This window comes from Janthinobacterium sp. GW823-FHT01H08 (assembly GCF_058797855.1).
On the sequence record NZ_CM179504.1, the window covers coordinates 1,078,820 to 1,097,704 of the forward strand.

At 62.4% G+C, this 18,885-nt stretch carries 14 protein-coding genes; 7 read left to right on the forward strand and 7 right to left on the reverse strand.

What is annotated here, in order from left to right:
• Position 1: 1 nt before the first annotated feature.
• Both fmt and def read right to left on the reverse strand, forming a co-directional pair.
• Positions 2-958: a methionyl-tRNA formyltransferase gene (fmt, locus tag AC3RCG_RS04820; protein WP_070222742.1), complete on the reverse strand. Its 957-nt coding sequence runs from the start codon at positions 956-958 to the stop codon at positions 2-4.
• Positions 959-1,051: 93 nt separating this feature from the next.
• Complete coding sequence (gene def / locus AC3RCG_RS04825) at positions 1,052-1,594, reverse strand: peptide deformylase (protein ID WP_034749294.1); 543 nt, start codon at positions 1,592-1,594, stop codon at positions 1,052-1,054.
• A gap of 306 nt (positions 1,595-1,900) precedes the next feature.
• On the opposite strand from def, the gene dprA reads away from it, so the two are divergent.
• The 3 genes from dprA (at position 1,901) to AC3RCG_RS04840 (ending at position 6,528) form a co-directional block, all read left to right on the forward strand.
• A complete protein-coding gene (gene dprA / locus AC3RCG_RS04830) occupies positions 1,901-3,004 on the forward strand; it encodes a DNA-processing protein DprA (RefSeq protein ID WP_492403511.1) in 1,104 nt (367 codons plus the stop codon).
• A gap of 94 nt (positions 3,005-3,098) precedes the next feature.
• Positions 3,099-3,563: a Smg family protein gene (locus tag AC3RCG_RS04835; protein WP_070222738.1), complete on the forward strand. Its 465-nt coding sequence runs from the start codon at positions 3,099-3,101 to the stop codon at positions 3,561-3,563.
• Between the two features lie 298 nt (positions 3,564-3,861).
• The gene (locus AC3RCG_RS04840; protein ID WP_070311033.1) at positions 3,862-6,528 is read left to right on the forward strand and encodes a DNA topoisomerase III; all 2,667 of its coding nucleotides are present in this window, start codon (positions 3,862-3,864) and stop codon (positions 6,526-6,528) included.
• A gap of 62 nt (positions 6,529-6,590) precedes the next feature.
• On the opposite strand, the gene AC3RCG_RS04845 is transcribed toward AC3RCG_RS04840, so the two are convergent.
• The 3 genes from AC3RCG_RS04845 to AC3RCG_RS04855 all read right to left on the reverse strand — a co-directional run bounded on the left by AC3RCG_RS04845 (position 6,591) and on the right by AC3RCG_RS04855 (position 10,290).
• Complete coding sequence (locus AC3RCG_RS04845) at positions 6,591-7,325, reverse strand: hypothetical protein (protein WP_492403509.1); 735 nt, start codon at positions 7,323-7,325, stop codon at positions 6,591-6,593.
• Positions 7,326-7,399: 74 nt separating this feature from the next.
• Complete coding sequence (locus AC3RCG_RS04850; RefSeq protein ID WP_071653824.1) at positions 7,400-8,809, reverse strand: alkaline phosphatase; 1,410 nt, start codon at positions 8,807-8,809, stop codon at positions 7,400-7,402.
• Positions 8,810-8,838: 29 nt separating this feature from the next.
• Positions 8,839-10,290, reverse strand: a complete 1,452-nt coding sequence (locus AC3RCG_RS04855) for an alkaline phosphatase (RefSeq protein ID WP_099409856.1) — start codon at positions 10,288-10,290, stop codon at positions 8,839-8,841.
• A gap of 269 nt (positions 10,291-10,559) precedes the next feature.
• Here AC3RCG_RS04855 and AC3RCG_RS04860 point away from each other — a divergent pair, with 269 nt between their 5' ends.
• From AC3RCG_RS04860 to AC3RCG_RS04875, 4 genes are all read left to right on the forward strand, one after another.
• On the forward strand, positions 10,560-11,429 hold the full coding sequence (locus AC3RCG_RS04860) for an MBL fold metallo-hydrolase (RefSeq protein WP_492403507.1): 870 nt from the start codon (positions 10,560-10,562) through the stop codon (positions 11,427-11,429).
• A gap of 14 nt (positions 11,430-11,443) precedes the next feature.
• On the forward strand, positions 11,444-12,100 hold the full coding sequence (locus AC3RCG_RS04865; protein ID WP_492403505.1) for a DsbA family protein: 657 nt from the start codon (positions 11,444-11,446) through the stop codon (positions 12,098-12,100).
• A gap of 94 nt (positions 12,101-12,194) precedes the next feature.
• A complete protein-coding gene (locus AC3RCG_RS04870; RefSeq protein WP_492403503.1) occupies positions 12,195-13,658 on the forward strand; it encodes a catalase in 1,464 nt (487 codons plus the stop codon).
• A gap of 178 nt (positions 13,659-13,836) precedes the next feature.
• The gene (locus tag AC3RCG_RS04875) at positions 13,837-14,220 is read left to right on the forward strand and encodes a hypothetical protein (protein WP_070222728.1); all 384 of its coding nucleotides are present in this window, start codon (positions 13,837-13,839) and stop codon (positions 14,218-14,220) included.
• A 54-nt stretch (positions 14,221-14,274) separates the two neighbouring features.
• Here the strand turns inward: AC3RCG_RS04875 and AC3RCG_RS04880 are convergent, their stop codons facing one another.
• Together AC3RCG_RS04880 and AC3RCG_RS04885 are read right to left on the reverse strand one after the other, a co-directional pair.
• Positions 14,275-17,853 (reverse strand): ABC transporter permease/M1 family aminopeptidase, encoded by a 3,579-nt coding sequence (locus AC3RCG_RS04880; RefSeq protein ID WP_492403500.1) that lies wholly within the window; start codon positions 17,851-17,853, stop codon positions 14,275-14,277.
• 10 nt (positions 17,854-17,863) lie between these two features.
• On the reverse strand, positions 17,864-18,757 hold the full coding sequence (locus AC3RCG_RS04885) for an ABC transporter ATP-binding protein (RefSeq protein ID WP_070222726.1): 894 nt from the start codon (positions 18,755-18,757) through the stop codon (positions 17,864-17,866).
• Between the last annotated feature and the right edge of the window lie 128 nt (positions 18,758-18,885).

An 18,885-nucleotide genomic window follows, 5' to 3' on the forward strand; every position in this document is an offset into this window, starting at 1 on the left:
ATTAAACGAAACGCTTGCCTTCGAGGGGGAAGCCCTTGATGAACTCGGCTGCGGGCAGGCGCTTGCCGCCCGGTTTTTGCAGTTCCGTCAGGCGCAGCGAGCCATTGCCGCAGGCCACGACGATGCCATGCTGGGCGTCGGCCGCCAGCACCTGGCCCGGCGCTTCCTTGCTGTCCGCGTCGAGTACCTCGGCGGCCCAGATCTTGATGGTGACGCCATCGACCTGGCCGCAGGCGCCGGGAAACGGATTGAAGGCGCGGATTTTCAGGCCCAGTTCCAGCGCCGGCAAGCTGAAATCGAGCGCCGCTTCTTCCTTGGCGATCTTTGCCGCATAGGTGACGCCCGCTTCCGGCTGCGGCACCGCTTCCAGCGGCTGCTGCTGCATCTTGCGCAGGGTCTCGACGATCATCTTGCCGCCCAGTTTGGCCAATTTGTCGTGCAGGGTGGCGGTGGAGTCGCCCGCCTCGATGGGCGTGCGCTCGATGGCCAGCATGGGGCCCGTATCGAGGCCTTCTTCCATCTGCATGATGGTCACGCCCGTTTCATCGTCGCCGGCCTCGATGGCGCGGTGGATCGGCGCGGCGCCGCGCCAGCGCGGCAGCAATGAACCGTGGATATTGATGCAGGGTTTGATGTCGAGCGTACTGCGCGGCAAGATCAAGCCGTAGGCCGCCACCACCATCACATCGTAATCGGTGGCCAGCAGGCGCTCGTGGGCCGCTTTTGCCTCGGCGGCGCGCTGCGGGTCCTTGCTGTCCATGCGCAAGGACAGCGGCTGCAGCACCTCGATGCCGTGCTGCTGCGCGTACTGCTTGACGGCCGAGGCGTGCAGCTGCATGCCGCGTCCGGCAGGACGGTCGGGCTGGGTCAGCACCAGCGGAATCTCGAATCCCGCTTCGTGCAAGTCTTTCAGGGCCGTGGCGGCGAATTCAGGCGTGCCTGCGAAGATCACTTTCATAGCGTTCCTTGACGTGAGGTGCGCAGGCCCGGGCCGGAGGCGCCAGGCTGGCGTGGTGTTACGACTATTGTTGCTTAGTCTATCAGCAGCGGCTTAGAAACGACGGTTCTGTGCGCGCAAGCTCGCTTCGCGCTCGAGACCGCGGATTTCCTTGATCATCTTGGTCTTGATGCGGTTGCGCTTGAGCGGCGACAGGTATTCGACGAATACCTTGCCCAGCAAGTGATCCATCTCATGCTGGATGCAGACGGCCAGCAAGCCATCGGCTTCCAGCTCGTACTGCTTGCCGTGGCGGTCCAGGGCGCGCACCTTGATGCGGGCCGGACGCTCGACGCCGTCATACACGCCGGGCACGGACAGACAGCCTTCGTCGTAGACCTGCTTTTCTTCGCTGGCCCAGGTGATTTCCGGGTTGATGAATACTTGCAGCTGGTTTTTTTCTTCGGTGGTGTCGATCACCATCATCTGGATATGCTCGTCCACTTGCGACGCGGCCAGGCCGACGCCCGGGGCGTCGTACATGGTTTCGGCCATGTCGTCGATCAGGGTTTGCAGGCGCGCGTCAAATTCGGTGACGGGCTTGGCGATCGTGTGCAGGCGAGGATCGGGGTAACGCAGGATATTTAATATGGACATACGGATTCGACTGGTTAAGGTGGGCGCCGGTGCGCCGGATTATTCATGCCTGGGCCATGCGAACGATGGCAGGGCTATTTTATTTTTGAGTACGCTACGGTTGGGCGCGTGTGGCGCAACGGCGCGGCAGATGCGTTTGCCAGTGCGCTATTCGTTTGCTGCAAAGGGAAATTTTATCACAGACGCCCATGGCCCTGTGGACGGCGGGCCGTTTTGCGGCGTCATTGCACGCATCCTTGCGCGCGTCGGTATCGCGTGCGCGCCATGGCGCTAGCATGGGATGCCACAGTACATAACGAGGTTGTCATGCATGCACTTGCAACGATGGCGGACACGGCCACGGAACTGGCGGGCTGGCTGCGCCTCCAGCATCTGCCCGGCGTCGGGCCGGTGGCGGCGCGCGCCTTGCTGGCCCGCTTCGGCTTGCCGCCGCAAATCTTTGCCACGCCGTTCGACATCCTGCGCGAGGTGGTGCCGGCCAGCGTGGCGCGCGCCATCGTGCAGCCGCCCAAGCCGGTGGCCAACAGCCAGCTGGCGCTGACCCTGCAATGGCTGCAGCGGCCCGGCAATACCGTGCTGACCCTGGCCGATGCCGCGTATCCGCCCCTGCTGCTGGAAATCGCCGATCCGCCGCTGTTGTTATATGTGCGGGGACGGGCGGAACTGCTGTCGCGTCCGGGCGTGGCCATCATCGGCAGCCGCAATGCCAGCGCGCAAGGCATGCAGAACGCGGCCGCCTTTGCGCAAGCGCTGAGCGCGGCAGGCTTGACCATCATTTCAGGGCTGGCGCTCGGCATCGACACGCACGCGCACGAGGGCGGCTTGCGCGGCGCGGGCGCCACCGTCGCCGTGATCGGCACGGGCGCCGATTTGGTGTATCCACGCCGTAACCTTGATCTGGCGCAAAGAATTGCCGAACAGGGCTGCATCGTCAGCGAATACGCGCTGGGGCTGCCTGCCATGCCCGGCAACTTTCCGCGCCGCAACCGCCTGATCAGCGGCCTGGCGCGCGGCGTGCTGGTGATCGAGGCGGCGGCCCAGTCGGGTTCCCTGATCACGGCGCGCCTGGCGGGCGAGCAGGGGCGCGACGTGTATGCCTTGCCCGGCTCCATCCATGCGACTTTGGCCAAGGGTTGCCATGCACTCATCAAGCAGGGTGCCAAGCTGGTCGAGTCGGCCGATGACGTGCTGCAAGAGCTGCAGTGGCTGGGCGGCGTCCCCAGCGTCCCGGCCGCGGTGGAAGACGAGCCGCCGCTACTGGCCGCGCTGGGCCACGATCCCCACGACGCCGATACCCTGGCCGCGCGCAGCGGCCTGGCCATGGGCGCACTGATGGGGCAATTGCTGGCGCTGGAGCTGGCGGGCCGGGTCGAACGCTTGCCGGGAGGACTGTTTCAACGCTGCAAATGACAGCTTGTCACTTGTGTGGCGGCCTTGCCGCACGGGCGCGCTTTGTCTGCGCGCACCCTTGTGTCTTAGCGAGCTTAGCTGCTAGAGTAGAGCCATGTTCGATATCCTGGTGTACCTCTACGAGACTTACTATCGCCCCGATGCCTGCCCCGAGCCGGCAGTCCTGGCGCGCAAACTGTCGGCCGTCGGTTTCGACGACGTGGAGATTTCCGAAGCGCTCGTGTGGCTGACGGACTTGAACGCCATGGCCGGCGCCGAACAAACCCTGACGGCCAGTTCCACGGGCACGCGCTTCTACGTGCAGCAGGAAAGCGACGTGCTGGGCACGGCCGCCATCGGCTTCATCCAGTTCCTGGAAAGCGCCAAGGTGCTGTCGCCGCTGCAGCGCGAAATCGTCATCGAACGGGCGCTGGCGCTCGACGAGGCGCCCGTGTCGCTGGGCAAGCTGAAAGTCATCGTGCTGATGCTGTTGTGGAGCCAGGGCAAGGAACCGGACGCCTTGATGTTCGACGATTTATTCGTCGACGACGAAGACCTGCCTCCCCGCCTGCTACACTAATATAATACAGCGCTTGCTGGCTGCTCCTCCAGCCGTCGGCCTGACACCCCGGCGCCGCTGCCGCGCCATCCCCTTTAAGATGCACAGCACCGGCGCGCACGCCAGTCCATTGTGTTTGCGCCTGCGCATTCTTGCTTGCAGATAACTTGCCGAATTCTTCAATAGGCGCTTATCATTGGCCGCTTGACAAGACCACAAGTCACAAGGCCTTGCGCAGACAAAAGCGTCGGCGCCTGGCAATGCACTGTATGATGCGCATGCTGAAACTATCCTAGAGCATTTTTCGAGACCAAAAAATATGACAAAAACCCTCATCATCGCCGAGAAGCCTTCTGTCGCGAACGATATCGCGAAGACGCTTGGCGGCTTCACCAAGCACGATGAGTACTTTGAATCGGATGAATACGTCCTGTCGTCGGCGGTCGGCCACTTGCTGGAGATCGCCGTACCGGAAGAATTCGACGTGAAGCGCGGCAAATGGAGTTTCGCGCACTTGCCGATGATTCCACCGTATTTCGCGCTCAATCCCATCCCGAAGACGGAAGCGCGCCTCAAAGTATTAAACAAGCTGATCAAACGTAAAGACGTTTCCACCCTCATCAACGCATGCGATGCGGGGCGCGAAGGCGAGCTGATTTTCCGCCTGATCGCGCAAAACGCCAAGGCCAAGCAACCGGTCAAGCGCCTGTGGCTGCAGTCGATGACGCCGGGCGCCATCCGCGACGGTTTTGCGCACCTGCGCAGCGACGAAGAAATGCTGCCGCTGGCCGACGCGGCCCGCTGCCGTTCGGAAGCCGATTGGTTGATCGGCATCAATGGCACGCGCGCCATGACGGCGTTTAATTCGAAAGAAGGCGGTTTTTACCTGACCACCGTGGGCCGCGTGCAAACGCCGACCCTGTCCATCGTCGTCGAACGCGAAGACAAGATCAAGAAATTCGTGCCGCGCGACTTCTGGGAAGTGCGCGCCGAATTCGTCTGCGCGGCCGGCATTTATGAAGGCCGCTGGCTCGACACGAAGTTCAAGAAGGACGAGAACGACCCCGAGAAGCGCGCCGAGCGCCTGTGGAGCAAGACGGCTGCCGACTCGATCGCCACCGCCTGCCGCGGCCGCCAAGGCATCGTCACGGAAGAATCGAAACCGACCACTTCGATGGCGCCGGGCCTGTTCGACCTGACCAGCCTGCAGCGCGAAGCGAACTCGCGTTTCGGTTTCTCCGCCAAGAACACGCTGGGCCTGGCACAGGCGCTGTATGAAAAGCACAAGGTCTTGACGTATCCGCGTACCGATTCGCGCCACCTGCCGGAAGACTACATGCCGACCGTGCTGCAGGCGCTGGAAACGGTCAAGGAAAACAGCAACTACCACCAGTTCGCCAAGCAGATCATCGACAAGGGCTGGGTCAAGCCGAACAAGCGCATTTTCGACAACACGAAAATCTCGGATCACTTCGCGATCATCCCGACGACGATCGCGCCAAAGAACTTGTCCGAGCCGGAACAGAAGCTGTACGACCTGGTCACGCGCCGCTTCATGGCCGTGTTCTTCCCGCCTGCGGAATTCCAGGTCACCACGCGCTATACGGAAGTGTCCGGCCATCAGTTCAAGACTGAAGGCAAGGTCATGACCAATCCGGGCTGGCTGGCCATCTACGGCAAGGAAGCGTCGACGGACGCCGACAAGGAAAGCAATGGCAACGGCAACCTGGTCCCCGTCGCCAAGGGCGAGAAAGTGCAGACGGAAAGCGTCAGCGCCAACGGCCTGGTGACGAAACCGCCAGCGCGCTTCACGGAAGCGACCTTGCTGTCGGCCATGGAAGGCGCCGGCAAGCTGATCGACGACGACGAGCTGCGCGACGCGATGGCCGGCAAGGGCCTCGGCACGCCAGCGACGCGCGCGGCCACCATCGAGGGCTTGCTGACGGAACGCTATCTGATCCGCGAAGGCCGCGAACTGATTCCGACGGCCAAGGCGTCGCAGCTGATGACTTTGCTCAAAGGCCTGGGCGTCAACGAATTGACGGCACCGGAGCTGACGGGCGAGTGGGAATACAAGCTGTCGCAGATGGAAAAAGGCAAGATTTCGCGCGAGGAATTCATGCGCGAAATCGCGCAGATGACGCAAATCATCGTCAAGCGCGCCAAGGAATACGATAACGACACGATTCCCGGCGACTACGCGACCCTGGAAACGCCATGCCCGAATTGCGGCGGCGTGGTGAAGGAAAACTACCGTCGTTTCGCCTGCACCAAGTGCGAATTCTCGATGAGCAAGACACCGGGTTCGCGCCAGTTCGAAATCGCCGAAGTGGAGCAATTGCTGAAGGACCGCACCATCGGCCCGCTGCAAGGCTTCCGCTCGAAGATGGGCCGTCCGTTCGCCGCCATCCTGCGCATCGTGCGTGATGAAGAGATCAAGAATTTCAAGCTGGAATTCGATTTCGGCCAGAACGACGAGAGCGAAGATGGCGAAGGTGTCGATTTCACGGGTCAGACGCCTGTGGGACCGTGCCCCAAGTGCAATGCCGGCGTGTACGAAATGGGCCTGGCCTATGTGTGCGAACACAGCGTAGCCAAGCCGAAGACGTGCGATTTCCGCAGCGGCCGCATCATCTTGCAGCAGGAAATCTTGCCGGAACAAATGGCAAAACTGCTCAACGATGGCAAGACGGACTTGCTGCCGGGCTTCGTATCGCAGCGCACGCGCCGTCCGTTCAAGGCTTTCCTCGTACGGGGCAAGGATGGCAAGGTGAGCTTCGAGTTTGAAGAGCGCAAGGCCAAGCCGGGTGCGAAGACAAAGGCTGCAGCTGCCGAGGTCGAAGGCGAAGAAGGCGCGGCGCCAGCGAAGAAAACGGCCGTCAAGAAAGCGGCAGCCGTCAAAAAGGCACCGGCCAAGAAGGCCACGGCCGTGAAAAAGCCGGCCGCCAAGAAGGCGCCGGCGAAGAAGGCGGCAACGGCCGAGTAATCGGACGCCAGCCAGACAAAAGCCAGGGATTTCCCTGGCTTTTTTTATGTCCCGAGGCTGGCTTAGTCCAGGTAGTCGGAGTACTCGCGCTGCGCGTAATTCTGCAGATTTGCCCATGGCTGCGCCTTGCTGACGGTCGGCTGCAGCTTGACGTCGACCCGGCGATAGAAGGTATTCGCGCGGTCGCCGCTTTCGATGATCAGGGGAATCTGCTTTTGTTCATCCCACAGGATGCGCTGGAACACGCCGTTCTTTTCCACTTCGCGCCAGCGCGCGCCCGTCACGTTCGATGCCTGTTTCGACAGCGGCATGGCGGCCACCAGTTTCGGGTCCAGCAGATAAAAACTGTTTTCCCAGGAGCCGTCGAAATTGACGTTTTCGTATTCGGCCTTGGGAATCGAGACGACGATCTTGTCGTGCGCATCGATGTATTCCACGCGCACGGTGTTCTTTTCCAGCATCACGTGGCGCGGAATCAGCACGGGATTGAAATGCTTGTGTTCATGCTGCGTGGCCGCAGTCGACGTTTTCAGGGCCACCTTGGTGTTGTCGCCATGCTTGTGGCCCGCATGCGCGTCCGTCGACGGCGCCAGCACGCGCTCGACCCACACGTGGCCGGGGCGGCGCAGCATCTTCTCTTCGTAGCGGCTTTCGCGCGTCACGCCTTCCGGCGTCAGGACGCGGCTGTAATAGGTGATGCCCAGGTCCAGGTCGGCAGGAGCAGCAGCGGTGGGGGTGGCTTGGGCGCTGGCGGCAAAGCCGGCGGCGAGGAGGACGGCGATCAGGGACGATTTCATGGTGGTGCCTTTACGTGCAGAGGGGCGGAGGGCATACGCCATCCGCCCCGGTGGGGTTGCCGTGTTGATGTGGATCAGAAGCCGAAGGCCGCCTTCAGCAAATCAAACACCTTGGTGTTGTCCAGGGTGCCCTTGAAGGTCTTCGCGCCGGCGCCCGTGGCCAGCAGCTTGACGTCGCCGCCGCCATGGGTTTCGCTGGCCAGGCGCACGCCTGTTTCTTGCAGGTAGTTGTCTTTCAGCGCCGTGGCGCTGTCGACGTTGCTGCGCAGGTCAGGGCGGTTCGGGCCGTTGCCGAAGACCAGGGTGGTGTAGGTATTGCCATCGGCATCCTTGCTTGGCTGGTTATCCTTGTAGCCGCGGTTGATGTCGAGGATATTGTTGCCGCGCTTGCCGTAGCCGTTGAAGGCCAGCGTGTGGTCATGGTCGGCCGTGACGACGATCAGGGTATTGGCCAGGGTCGGGTCGGTTTCCTTGATCTTGGCGATGGCCGCCTTGATGGCGTCGTCGAAGGCGATGGTGTCCGTCAGCGCGCGCTTGGCATTGATGCCGTGCAAGGCGTGGTCGATGCGGCCGCCTTCGACCATCAGGAAGTAGCCGTTCGTGTTTTTCGACAGCAAGTCGATGGCTTTCAGCGTCATTTCCGACAGGCTAGGCTGGGTCGCGCCTTCGCCCAGCGGCGGCGTGGCCGTGCGGTCCAGTTCATATTCGAGGTGGCTGCGGGTGCTGTACAGGCCGATGAATTTCTTGCCGCTCGGCGCTGCCGCCATTTCCGCTTTCGTCGCGGCCACGGTGTAGCCCTTGGCGGCAAATTCCGTCAGCAGGTTGCGGCCATCGGCGCGGCCGTACTTGTTGCTCGTCGACCAAGGCGTGAAGTGGTTGCGGCCGCCACCCATCAGCACGTCGACGCCATCGCCGAGGGCTGCGTTGTAGCCGGCGCCGCCTGGCGCCGTTTGCGCGGCGATCGCGTATTGCGCATTGCGGTTGCAGATGTGCGAGAACGTCGTCGCCGGCGTGGCGTGCGTCAGTTCCGTGGTGGTGATGGCGCCCACGGCCTTGCCCTTGGCTTTCGCCAGTTCCAGGATGGTCGGCACGGTCTTGCCGCCGGCCGGGCAATTGTCCACGCCCAGGTTGCCGTTGGCATCGCGGCTCGGTTCCTTGGCGATCGTGTCCTGCGCCATCGAGATGACTTCATTGTTCATCTTGACGCCGGTCATGTAGGCGGCCATCGATGGCGCGCTGTCCGTCGTTTGCGCATCGTTCGAGAACGTCTTGATGCGCGCCGTGCGTTCCAGCGTATCCATGGTCAGGCTGCCGTCTTCGCCGTATTTGTAGATGCGCGACGCCGTCACGACGGACGGGCCCATGCCGTCGCCGAGGAAGAAGATGACGTTCTTCGCGTCGGCGGCGTAGGCGCTGGCGACGCTGGCGGCCACGAGCGTGGTCAGCAAGGAGAGTTTCAGGGCGGGTTTCAATGCGAGTTTCATGTGCTTGTCCAATTCTTGTCTCTTGGGGATTACAGACCGCCGGCGGTCTTGACCAGGCCGAATACTTTGGTGTTGTCGATGGTGCCCAGGAAGGTTTCCGAACCCTTGCCGATGGCGCCCAGGAAGACGTCGGTGCCGCCGTGGGTTTCATTGCCTGCCGTGGTGCGGATCACCGCTTCCTGGTGATAGGTATTGGCGCTGGTGACGGTTTCATCGAGGCTGGCCATGGCGGCGCGGCTCGATTGCGTGCGGTTTTCGCCATTGCCGAAGCCGATGATCGAATACGGTGCGCCGTCCAGGTCTTTCTCGACCGCGCCGGTGACGTAGTTCTTCACCACGCCCAGCACGCCAGGGTTGCCGGCAGCCGTCTTGCCCGTGCGCTTGGCGTAGCCGTTCAGCACCAGAGTATGGTCATGGTCGGCCGTGACGACGATCAGGGTATTGGCCAGGGTCGGATCGGTGAGCTTGGCTTTTTCGATGGCGGCCTTGATGGCGTTGTCGAACGCGACCGTGTCTTGCAGCGCCTTCTTGGCGGTCGTTTCGTGCAGCGCATGGTCGATGCGGCCGCCTTCGACCATCAGGAAGTAACCCTTCTTGTTCTTGGCCAGCACGTCCATGGCCTTGGTGGTCATTTCCGCCAGGCTAGGCTCCTTGGCCGCATCGCGGTCCAGGTCGTAGCTCATGTGGCTGGAAGTGAACACGCCGAACAGGCGGTCCGTTTTGGCCGGATCGACGGCCTTGAAGTCGGTGGCGTTGTTGGCGACCGTGTAGCTCTTCGCTTTCAGTTCGGCCACCAGGTCGCGGTCGTCGGAACGCTTGCCGCCGCTCTTGAATGGCGTAAAGAATTGCGCGCCGCCACCGAGGACCACTTCCAGGCCGGTGGTGCCCAGCGCGCTGTTGTAGCCCGTGCCGCCTGGCACCAGGGCCGCGGCGATATCGTTTTCCAGATCGCGGTGGCAGATGTGCGCGTAGGTCGCGGCCGGCGTGGCGTGCGTCACGCGCGCCGTGCTGACGACGCCGGCGGCAAAGCCCTTGGCCTTGGCCAGTTCCAGCAAGGTGGTGGCGGGCGTGCCGTTGCCGGTGCCGCATTTGTTGACCAGCTTGTTGCCGTTCGCATCCGTGCCCGGATCGATGGCGACCGTGTTGGCCGACATCGAGATGACTTCATTGTTCATCTTGACGCCGGTCATGTAGGCGGCCATCGATGGCGCGCTGTCGGTCACTTGCGCGTCGTTCGAGAACGTCTTGACGAAGGCCGTTTCCGGCAGGGTGTCCATGGTCAGCGAACCGTCTTCGCCCACCGAATAGATGCGCGCGGCCGTCATGGTGGTCAGGCCCATGCCATCGCCGAGGAAGAAGATGACGTTTTTCGGCGGCGCTTCAGCCACTACCTCTTCTTTTTTTGCATCGCTGCCGCAGGCGGCCAGCATCAGGGTGATGGCGACGCTGCAGCCAGCGACGGAAATTTTTCTGCGTGTCATGTGGTTCATCCGGCTAGGTTTGAAAGAGCTAGCAAGATAGCAATCCAATGTGACACCCTCATGACGCTGTGACATGTTTTGTGACGGCGCCACACCGCCGCAGCGGCGTGGCTTTCGCGCACGTCTACGCCGGAAAAATACGCCGTACCGTGCCCGCCATCGGTAGATTGCATCGAAATAAGCAACAAACTATTGCGATTTAAAGGGTTTTTCTACCGAATCAAGCAACGTAAGATGCCGTCATCCCAATCATTTTGTGAAGGCAGATCATGTTCTCCAAATCCATCAGCAGCGTTCTTGTTTCCACCCTGTTTGCCGCCGGCGCCGCTTCTGCCGCCGCCAGCGCTCCCTTGAGCCTGGAAGTCTTCAACCCGGGCGAAGCGGCGATTTTCCCCGTCGCTTCCGTGCTGGTGGCGGGCAAGCATGACGCCGTGCTGATCGATGCGCAGTTTTCGCGCGCCGAAGCGCAAAAGCTGGTGGAGAAGATCCGCGCCAGCGGCAAGAAACTGACGACGGTCTATATCAGCCACAGCGATCCCGATTTTTACTTTGGCCTGGACGTGATCAAGGCGGCGTTCCCGCAGGCAAAGATCGTTGCCACGCCGGAAACGGTGGCCGAGATCCGCCGCAAGGCTGACGCCAAGGTCGCCTACTGGGGTCCGATCCTGAAGGACAATGCGCCGCACGGCATCGTCATTCCCGAAGCATTGAAAGGCAAGCGCATCAGCCTGGAAGGCCAGTCGCTCGATATCGCCGGCCCGACGCCAGCGCGCACCTATGTGTGGATTCCATCGATCAAGGCCGTCGTCGGCGGCGTGGTGCTGTTTGGTAACTTGCACGTCTGGACGGCCGATACGCAAAGCCTGGAATCGCGCCAGGACTGGCTCAAGACCCTCGACGGCATCGCGGCGCTGCAGCCCGTTACCGTCGTGCCTGGCCACTTCAAGGTCGGTTCGCCCCTGACACCCGACAGCATCGGCTTTACGCGCGACTACCTGGTGACGTTTGAAGCGGAAACGGCCAAGGCCGCCAACTCGGCCGCCCTGATCGCCGCCATGAAACAGCACTACCCGCAACTCGGCCTCGATGGCGCTTTAGAAACGAGCGCCAAGGTGGCAAAGGGTGAAATGCAATGGTAAGCGGCAAGGCCGGCATGCCCACATTGCACTACATTTTCGACCCCCTGTGCGGCTGGTGCTACGGCGCGGCGCCGCTGGTCGAGGCGGCGCGCGCCGTGCCCGGCCTGACGGTGGCGTTCCACGGCGGCGGCATGATGACGGGCAGTAATCGCCGCCAGATCACGCCCGCCTGGCGCGGCTATGTGCTGCCGCATGACCGGCGCATCGAGCAAATGTCGGGCCAGCCCTTCGGCGACGCCTATATCAATGGCTTGCTGAACGATACGACGGCCATGATGGATTCCGAACCGCCGATCACGGCCATCCTGGCGGCTGAATCGCTGGCCGGCAAGGGCCTGGACATGCTGCAGCGCGTGCAGCGCGCCCATTACGTGGACGGCTTGCGCATCGCCGACGTGCCCGTGCTGCTGTCCTTGGCGCAAGAGCTGGGCATGGACGGGGCCGCATTCGGGGCGGAATATGCCCGGCAGGCGGGCGCCGCCACGCAACAGCACATCGACGCCAGCCGGGCCCTGCTGGCGCAGGTGGGCGGGCAGGGCTTTCCCACGTTCGTGCTCGACGATGGTAGCGGCAAGCTGTCCGTGATCGATATCGGCGGCTTCCTGGGCCAGCCGGCGAAGTTGCAGGCGGAACTCGGTGGCGTGTGCGACGCTCACGGCTGCGCATTGTAAATAACTATCGGTTCGATAAAATCAATTAGCTTTTCCTTTGTTGTTGACCTCGTTACACTAGGTTTCATCAGTCAATAACGAAGGAAAAGCAGTCATGAGCCAACAGCCGCCATTCAGTACCGCCTCGGGCATCCCCGTCGCCGACAACCAGAATTCCATCAGCGCCGGCCCCCGCGGCCCGCTGCTGCTGCAAGACTTCCATCTGATTGAAAAACTCCAGCATTTCAACCGCGAGCGCATCCCCGAGCGCGTCGTGCACGCCAAAGGCTCGGGCGCTTACGGCACCTTTACCGTCACGCACGACATTTCGCGCTATACCAAGGCCAAGCTGTTCAGTGAAGTGGGCAAGCAGACGGCCACCTTCGCCCGTTTCTCCACCGTCGGCGGCGAACGCGGCAGTGCGGATACGGAACGCGACCCGCGCGGCTTCGCCGTGCGTTTCTATACGGAAGAGGGTAACTGGGACCTGGTCGGCAACAACACGCCGATGTTCTTCATCAAGGACCCGATCAAGTTCCCCGATTTCGTCCACACGCAAAAGCGCGATCCGCAAAGCAATCTGAAATCGGCCGAGATGATGTTCGACTTCTGGAGCCATGCGCCGGAAAGCCTGCACCAGGTCACCATGCTGTTCTCGGACCGCGGCACGCCGGACGGCTACCGCCACATGGATGGCTTCGGCAGCCACACGTATAGCCTGATCAATTCGGACGGCCAGCGCGTGTACGTGAAATGGCATTTCAAGACGCGCCAGGGCATCAGGAATTTGCCTGCGGCGGAGGCGGGCCGCCTGGCCGGTGCCGATCCCGACTACGCCCAGCGCGACCTGTTCGGCGCCATCGAACGCGGCGATTTCCCCCAGTGGGAAGTCAAGCTGCAGGTGGCGACGCAGGAGCAGCTCGATGCATGGGAGCAGCGTACGGGCTGGAACCCGTTCGACCTGACGAAGGTGTGGCCGCACGCGGATTTCCCGCTGTTGCCCGTCGGTATTTTCGAGCTGAACCGCAATCCGGACAATTACCACGCGGAAGTCGAGCAGGCCGCCTTTTCGCCGGCCAACGCCGTGCCCGGCATGGGATACTCGCCGGACAAGATGCTGCAAGGCCGCTTGTTCGCCTACCACGATGCCCAGCTGTACCGCGTCGGCACGAACCACCAGCATTTGCCCGTGAATGCGGCCCGCTGCCCCTTCCATAACCAGCAACGCGATGGCGGCATGGCCATCCACAACGGCAGTTCTGCGCAGAACTACGCGAACGTGGCGGCGGCAGGCACGCAGCCGCAAGGGCTGGGCCATGGCGAAGGGGCGCTGGCGCTGGCTGGCGGCGCGGCCCGCTACGATGGGCGCGGCGTGGAAGACGATTACACGCAGGCCGGCAATCTGTTTCGCTTGATGTCGGCCCAGGCCAGGCAAAACCTGTTCGACAACCTGGCCGGCCCCCTGAGTCAGGTGCGGCCGGAAACCTTGCAGCGTCAGCTCGCTCACTTCGACCAGGCCGACCCAGCCTACGGCGCCGGCGTGCGGGCCGCCTTGCAGGCCCGCGGCGTGGCACTGTAATTGTGTGTGGCAGGCGGAATAAGCTGGTTCCGCCTGTTTGATGCAGCACAAATGAGAGCTTATTAGAGCTCGATGCCAAATATTGCCGTATGGACATATTTGCCTTCCATGCGTAGACTTGTCGGTCTGATGATCGCGCCGCCTTCCTGGCGGCGTCCTGACTAGAAAGTCTTGCAATATGAATATGGCGAAGCTGTGCGTGCATGGGGACGACCCCACGCTCAAATCCATCCTCGAAGTCTTGCCTACCGATCCGGAGCGGCAATGGCGCAAGGGCGAGGCGAAGGGCGCGAATCGCGTGCATCTCGATTCCGGCTTCGACGTGCTGATCGCGCAAGCGCCCAAATCGCAAGTGTTGCCCTCGCGCATACGCAGCTACCTGGCCGAATGCCGTTCGCGCGGCGTGACGTTCACCATGCCGCGCATCGTGGCCGAGCTGCAACTGGAGCTGAATGGCGACGACACGGTCGACGCGCCGCTCGACTTGAGCCTGGCCGACATGCAGCACCTGACGGAAATGGGCATCAGCCTGAGCCTGGTGACGCGCTGCGCCGCAGCCTGATTCCCGTGTGACACGCAAAAAAATGGCCGCCCATCAACGGGCGGCCATTTTTCGTCATGGCTCGTCGAGCTCGACGGTGACCATATTGTCATCGGGCTTGCGGTCGATCAGCTTGTTGTCAGGATCGATGCCCGCCTTGCCGGGGCGGCTGCCGACGATGACGGTGTAGCTCGCTTCACGGGCCGTCATGCGCAGGCGTTCGCGCAGCAGCGGATGGCCATTCGCGTCGTCGACGCCGATCTCGATCCAGTCATGCAGCGGCGCGTCGTGTTCCTCGCCCTGTTCGCCGGCCGTCAATTTGCTTGCCTGCACCTTGATGGTGACGGCGTACTTGCCATCGCTGCGTTTCTTGGCCGTGGCCGACAGGGCGCGGTTGTCGAACAGCACGATTTTCTCGAACAGGTCGTCGATCAGGTAAGCCTGCTCGGGCGGCGTGACCTGGCGCAAGCCCTGGACCAGCGCCGTCACGCTCGCATACGGCGGGCCTTTCTGGCCGTAGGTCTTGAGCAGCTCGCGCAGCACGCCGTTGACCTTGTCCTCGCCGATGATGTCTTGCAGCAAGTACATGGCCAGGCTGCCCTTGTGATAGTGGATGTAGGCCTGGTTTTCATTCTCGGCCAGCGGCAATTCCTTCTTGCGTTCCTCGCTACGCCCCATCAGGTATTGATTCAGGTCATAGCGCAGGAAACGGCGCATCTTGGCCGGTCCCACGGTCTTCTTCATCACCATCAGGGCCGAATATTCGGCCAGGGTTTCGCTGAGCACGGTGGCGCCCCGCGTATTGCCGCCCACCAGTTGATGCGCCCACCACTGGTGCGCCACTTCATGCGCCGTGATGTAGAACGGATAGTCGATGTCCTTCGGGTTCTTGTCGTCCACCTTGGCAATAAAACCCAGGCCTTCCGAGTACGGTATCGTGTTCGGGAACGATTGCGCAAACGTGGCGTAGCGGGGGAATTCGACGATGCGCAGGATCTTGTGCTGGTAGGGGCCGAAGTTCTTCGTGTAGTACTCGAGCGCTTCCTTGCTGCCGCGCACGAAACGCTCGAGGTTGTATTCATGGCCAGGATGGTAATACACGTCGATGGCCACGTCTTGCCAGCGCTCGTGCTTGACGGCGTAGCGGGCCGACTGGAACGCGTAGAAGTTCAGGATAGGCTGGTCCATCGTGTAATGGAAGTAATGGCGGCCCTTGGCGATCCAGTCGTTGTCCAGCATGCCCGGCGCGATGGCCGTCTGGCCGTCGACGGTGCTGACGGTGGCGTCAAAGTTGATGCGGTCGGCGTCGTTGCTGACGTAATTGTCGGCCAATCCCTTCGCATCGTCGCGCGGCAAGGCCCGTTCGCGCGCGGGCAAGCCGTGTTTCTTGCGGTCGCGCGGGTCCGTCAATTCCAGCTGCGGCTGGTAACCGATGTGCGGCAGCACGGCATTCGTGAAGAAAGTGCCGTTGGCCACCACGGGCGTGTCCTGGCCCAGGCCGAAGATGCCGCGCGGCGCGTAGCGGATGTCGAAATCGAGGCCCAGGGTGGCGCCCGGCGCCAGCGGCGCGGCCAGGCGGTAGCTGTAAAAGCCCAGCTTGCCGTCATCGAGGCCGGGATGCACGCGCGTATCGAAACGCAGGCGCATGGTGGCCGTCGGGTCTTGTTGCACAAAAATGTGGCTGATCGGCAGGCTGGTCTTGTTTTGCAGCAGATAGCGGCCCGTGACGGCCAGGGTGCGCTGCGCCGGGTAGATGGCCACGTCGAGTTTCACGTCGGTGATTCTCGGCTGCGGCGTGGCGGCAAACTTGCGGTACTGGCGCTCGATGCTGGCGCGGTCCGCATCGCGGGAAAATTCGGACTGGTAATCGTTGGCCACGTGGAACACGTAAAACAGCACGCCGCCGGCGCCGACGAAGATCAGGGCGCCGACGGCAAAGCTGGCCAGCACGCCATGCGTGAGGCCATGGCGCGCCAGGCGCAGGCGGATGCGCCAGCTGTCCTGCGCGCCGCGGGGCCAGAACAGCAGCGACAGCACCGTCAGCATGACGGCCGCGCCGCTCCAGTACAGCAAGTACCAGCGCTCGCGCAATACAAAGTGGCCGGCGCCGTTCATGGCCGAATACACGACCTCCGGCGTGCTGCCGTACAGCAGCAGCGGGTCGCCCAGGCCCAGCGAGGAAAAGCTGATGCTGGCGATGTGGTACAGAATCATGGCGAAATACGCCAGGTATTTCTGATTGATCAGCACCTGCACGAAGATGGCCAGCACGGCGACCAGCGCATAGTAGGGCAGGTGCGACAGGAACAGCGATTCCACGTACAGGCCGGGGTCGAGGCGGTAATAGCCCTTGAAGACCTGAATCGACATGCCGCACAGCATGATGACCAGGCTTAGCAAGGCTTGCAGGCCGACCAGCGCACAAAGTTTCGACAGCAGGGGCAGCCAGTTCGGCACGGGCAGGGCGTCGAGCATCAGATACGTGCCCGCTTCCCGTTCGCGCCACACCAGCTCGCCCGCGTAGAAGGTGGTAATGATCAGCATGAACAGGGCGAACGAGGCGCTGACCATGTCCAGCACCTTTTCCGTCACGGGATAGGTATTCGTGCCGTACATGGAACCCATGTCCAGCGCGCCCGCATACATGGTCAGCACGCCGGCCAGCACGATGACGACGAAATAGATGTTCTTGATGGTCTCGCGCAGGTTCAGCCAGCTCATCTTGAGGAGCAGGGCGGCCAGGTTGCGTTGCGCGAAGTCCGGCGTTTCCTGCGTGGACAGCGAAGCGTTCGACAAGCGCTGCGGCGCCTCGCCCTCGCTGCGGCGCCGGGTGGCGCCCGCGTCCGTCGTCGCGTGGAACTGGAAGCGCCAGTAGCCGAGCAGCAAGGCCACGAGGGCGAAGCCGGACCAGATGGCGCGGTTCAGCAGGTACACGCCTTCCAGGGTCACCAGGCGCGTGTTGCGTTCCGCGTTCGGCCAGTATTCCGTCAGGCGTATCAGCGCCGTGGTGCCGAAAGGGTCGATCAGGGCCGCCAGGGTCTTGTAGTCGAGGTCGCGCGCCAGCGACGGCGCCACCAGGTAGCCTATCAGCATGACCACCGAGCTGATGTACACGGGCAGCATGCGCCGCGTCAGGGCCGCGATGACGAAGAAGATGGCGCCGAAGATGAACAGGTTGGGCAGCAGGGTAAAGACGTAGGGCATCAGGTAGGCCAGCGCCCGTTGCGGCCCCAGCCGTTCGGGATCGATGCCGGGCAGCCAGGCGCCCAGCCAGGCACCGATCACGATGCTGGAAAACACCACCGCCAGCACCAGGTAGGCGCCGAGGAAGCGGCCGAAGACGTACTGGTACTTTTTGATCGGCGCGCTGAAGAAGAAATGCTGCATGCCGTACTCGAAATCCTGCTGCACCGAGCGGCCCATCATGGCGGCCACCACCACGGCGCCGAAGCAGCCCAGCACGCTGCACGTGAACGCCAGCGAACGGGGGGCGTTGATCAGGAACTTGCCGCCGAAACTGATGCTCGCTTCCTTGAAGACGCCGCCGGCGGCCGCCATCCACAGCATGGCCAGCGCCAGGAACATGGCGAAATACACCCAGGTGGACAGCAGCTTGAGCCGCTGTCGCGCTTCAAAGCGGGCGATGGCAAACATGGCCGCCCCCTCAGTCGCATTGCGGGGCGACGCGGTGGCGCCCGGCAATGGTGGCGAAATACAGGTCTTCCAGGTCGCCGATGGCTTCCTCAAAGCCGTCGCCCGGGTCGTCGTCGCTGTAGACGTGGATCAGGGTGCGGCCCGACAGCAAGCGCGTGGAAATGACGGCGTGGCGCTGCTGGAAGCTGGCCAGTTCTTTCTTTTCGACGAAGCGCGCCCAGATCTTGCAGCTGACTTCATCGATCAGTTCCTGGGTCTTGCCGCACAGCAGCAAATGGCCCTTGTTGATGATGGCCATGTTGGCGCACAGGTCGGCCACGTCGGACACGATATGGGTCGACAGGATCACCGTCTTGTCTTCGCCGATGTCGGACAGCAGATTGTGGAAGCGGACTCTCTCCTGCGGGTCGAGGCCGGCCGTCGGCTCGTCGACGATGATCAGTTTCGGGTCGCCCAGCAGGGCTTGCGCGATGCCGAAGCGCTGGCGCATGCCGCCGGAAAAGCCGCCCAGGCGCTGGTGGCGCACGTCGAACAGATTGGTTTGCTGCAATAGCCCATCGACGACTTCGCGCCGGCGCGCCCGCTGCGACAAGCCTTTTAACATGGCGAAGTGGTCGAGCAGCTCGTAGGCTGTCACTTTCGGGTACAGGCCGAAGTCTTGCGGCAGGTAGCCCAGCATGCGGCGGATTTCGTCCTTGTCGTCGAGTACGTCGTAGTCGCCGAAGAAGATGGAGCCGGAATCGCATTCCTGCAAGGTGGCCAGGGTGCGCATCAGGGTCGACTTGCCGGCGCCATTCGGGCCCAGCAAGCCGAACATCCCGGGCGGTATCGTCAGCGAAACGTTGTCCAGCGCCACCACGCCATTCGCGTAGGTCTTCGACAATTTGCGAATCTGCAATTCCATACAACTCCTTGCTCATGCTGTTGCAATCCCATGTGACGGGACTTCTCTATGCTGGCATTGTATTGAATTTAGGACGTACTGGGCAGTTGCATGCGATACACGGCATTTTCGCATGCCCAGAGTGCAGT

Excerpts from the sequence above, each read along its gene's own strand:
- AC3RCG_RS04835 (WP_070222738.1), top strand. The coding sequence starts at position 3,099 with ATGTTCGATATCCTGGTGTACCTCTACGAGACTTACTATCGCCCCGAT.
- AC3RCG_RS04855 (WP_099409856.1), bottom strand. The coding sequence starts at position 10,290 with ATGACACGCAGAAAAATTTCCGTCGCTGGCTGCAGCGTCGCCATCACC.
- AC3RCG_RS04870 (WP_492403503.1), top strand. The coding sequence starts at position 12,195 with ATGAGCCAACAGCCGCCATTCAGTACCGCCTCGGGCATCCCCGTCGCC.
- AC3RCG_RS04865 (WP_492403505.1), top strand. The coding sequence starts at position 11,444 with ATGCCCACATTGCACTACATTTTCGACCCCCTGTGCGGCTGGTGCTAC.
- AC3RCG_RS04875 (WP_070222728.1), top strand. The coding sequence starts at position 13,837 with ATGAATATGGCGAAGCTGTGCGTGCATGGGGACGACCCCACGCTCAAA.
- AC3RCG_RS04845 (WP_492403509.1), bottom strand. The coding sequence starts at position 7,325 with ATGAAATCGTCCCTGATCGCCGTCCTCCTCGCCGCCGGCTTTGCCGCC.
- AC3RCG_RS04850 (WP_071653824.1), bottom strand. The coding sequence starts at position 8,809 with ATGAAACTCGCATTGAAACCCGCCCTGAAACTCTCCTTGCTGACCACG.
- AC3RCG_RS04840 (WP_070311033.1), top strand. The coding sequence starts at position 3,862 with ATGACAAAAACCCTCATCATCGCCGAGAAGCCTTCTGTCGCGAACGAT.
- fmt (WP_070222742.1), bottom strand. The coding sequence starts at position 958 with ATGAAAGTGATCTTCGCAGGCACGCCTGAATTCGCCGCCACGGCCCTG.
- AC3RCG_RS04860 (WP_492403507.1), top strand. The coding sequence starts at position 10,560 with ATGTTCTCCAAATCCATCAGCAGCGTTCTTGTTTCCACCCTGTTTGCC.
- AC3RCG_RS04885 (WP_070222726.1), bottom strand. The coding sequence starts at position 18,757 with ATGGAATTGCAGATTCGCAAATTGTCGAAGACCTACGCGAATGGCGTG.
- dprA (WP_492403511.1), top strand. The coding sequence starts at position 1,901 with ATGCATGCACTTGCAACGATGGCGGACACGGCCACGGAACTGGCGGGC.
- def (WP_034749294.1), bottom strand. The coding sequence starts at position 1,594 with ATGTCCATATTAAATATCCTGCGTTACCCCGATCCTCGCCTGCACACG.
- AC3RCG_RS04880 (WP_492403500.1), bottom strand. The coding sequence starts at position 17,853 with ATGTTTGCCATCGCCCGCTTTGAAGCGCGACAGCGGCTCAAGCTGCTG.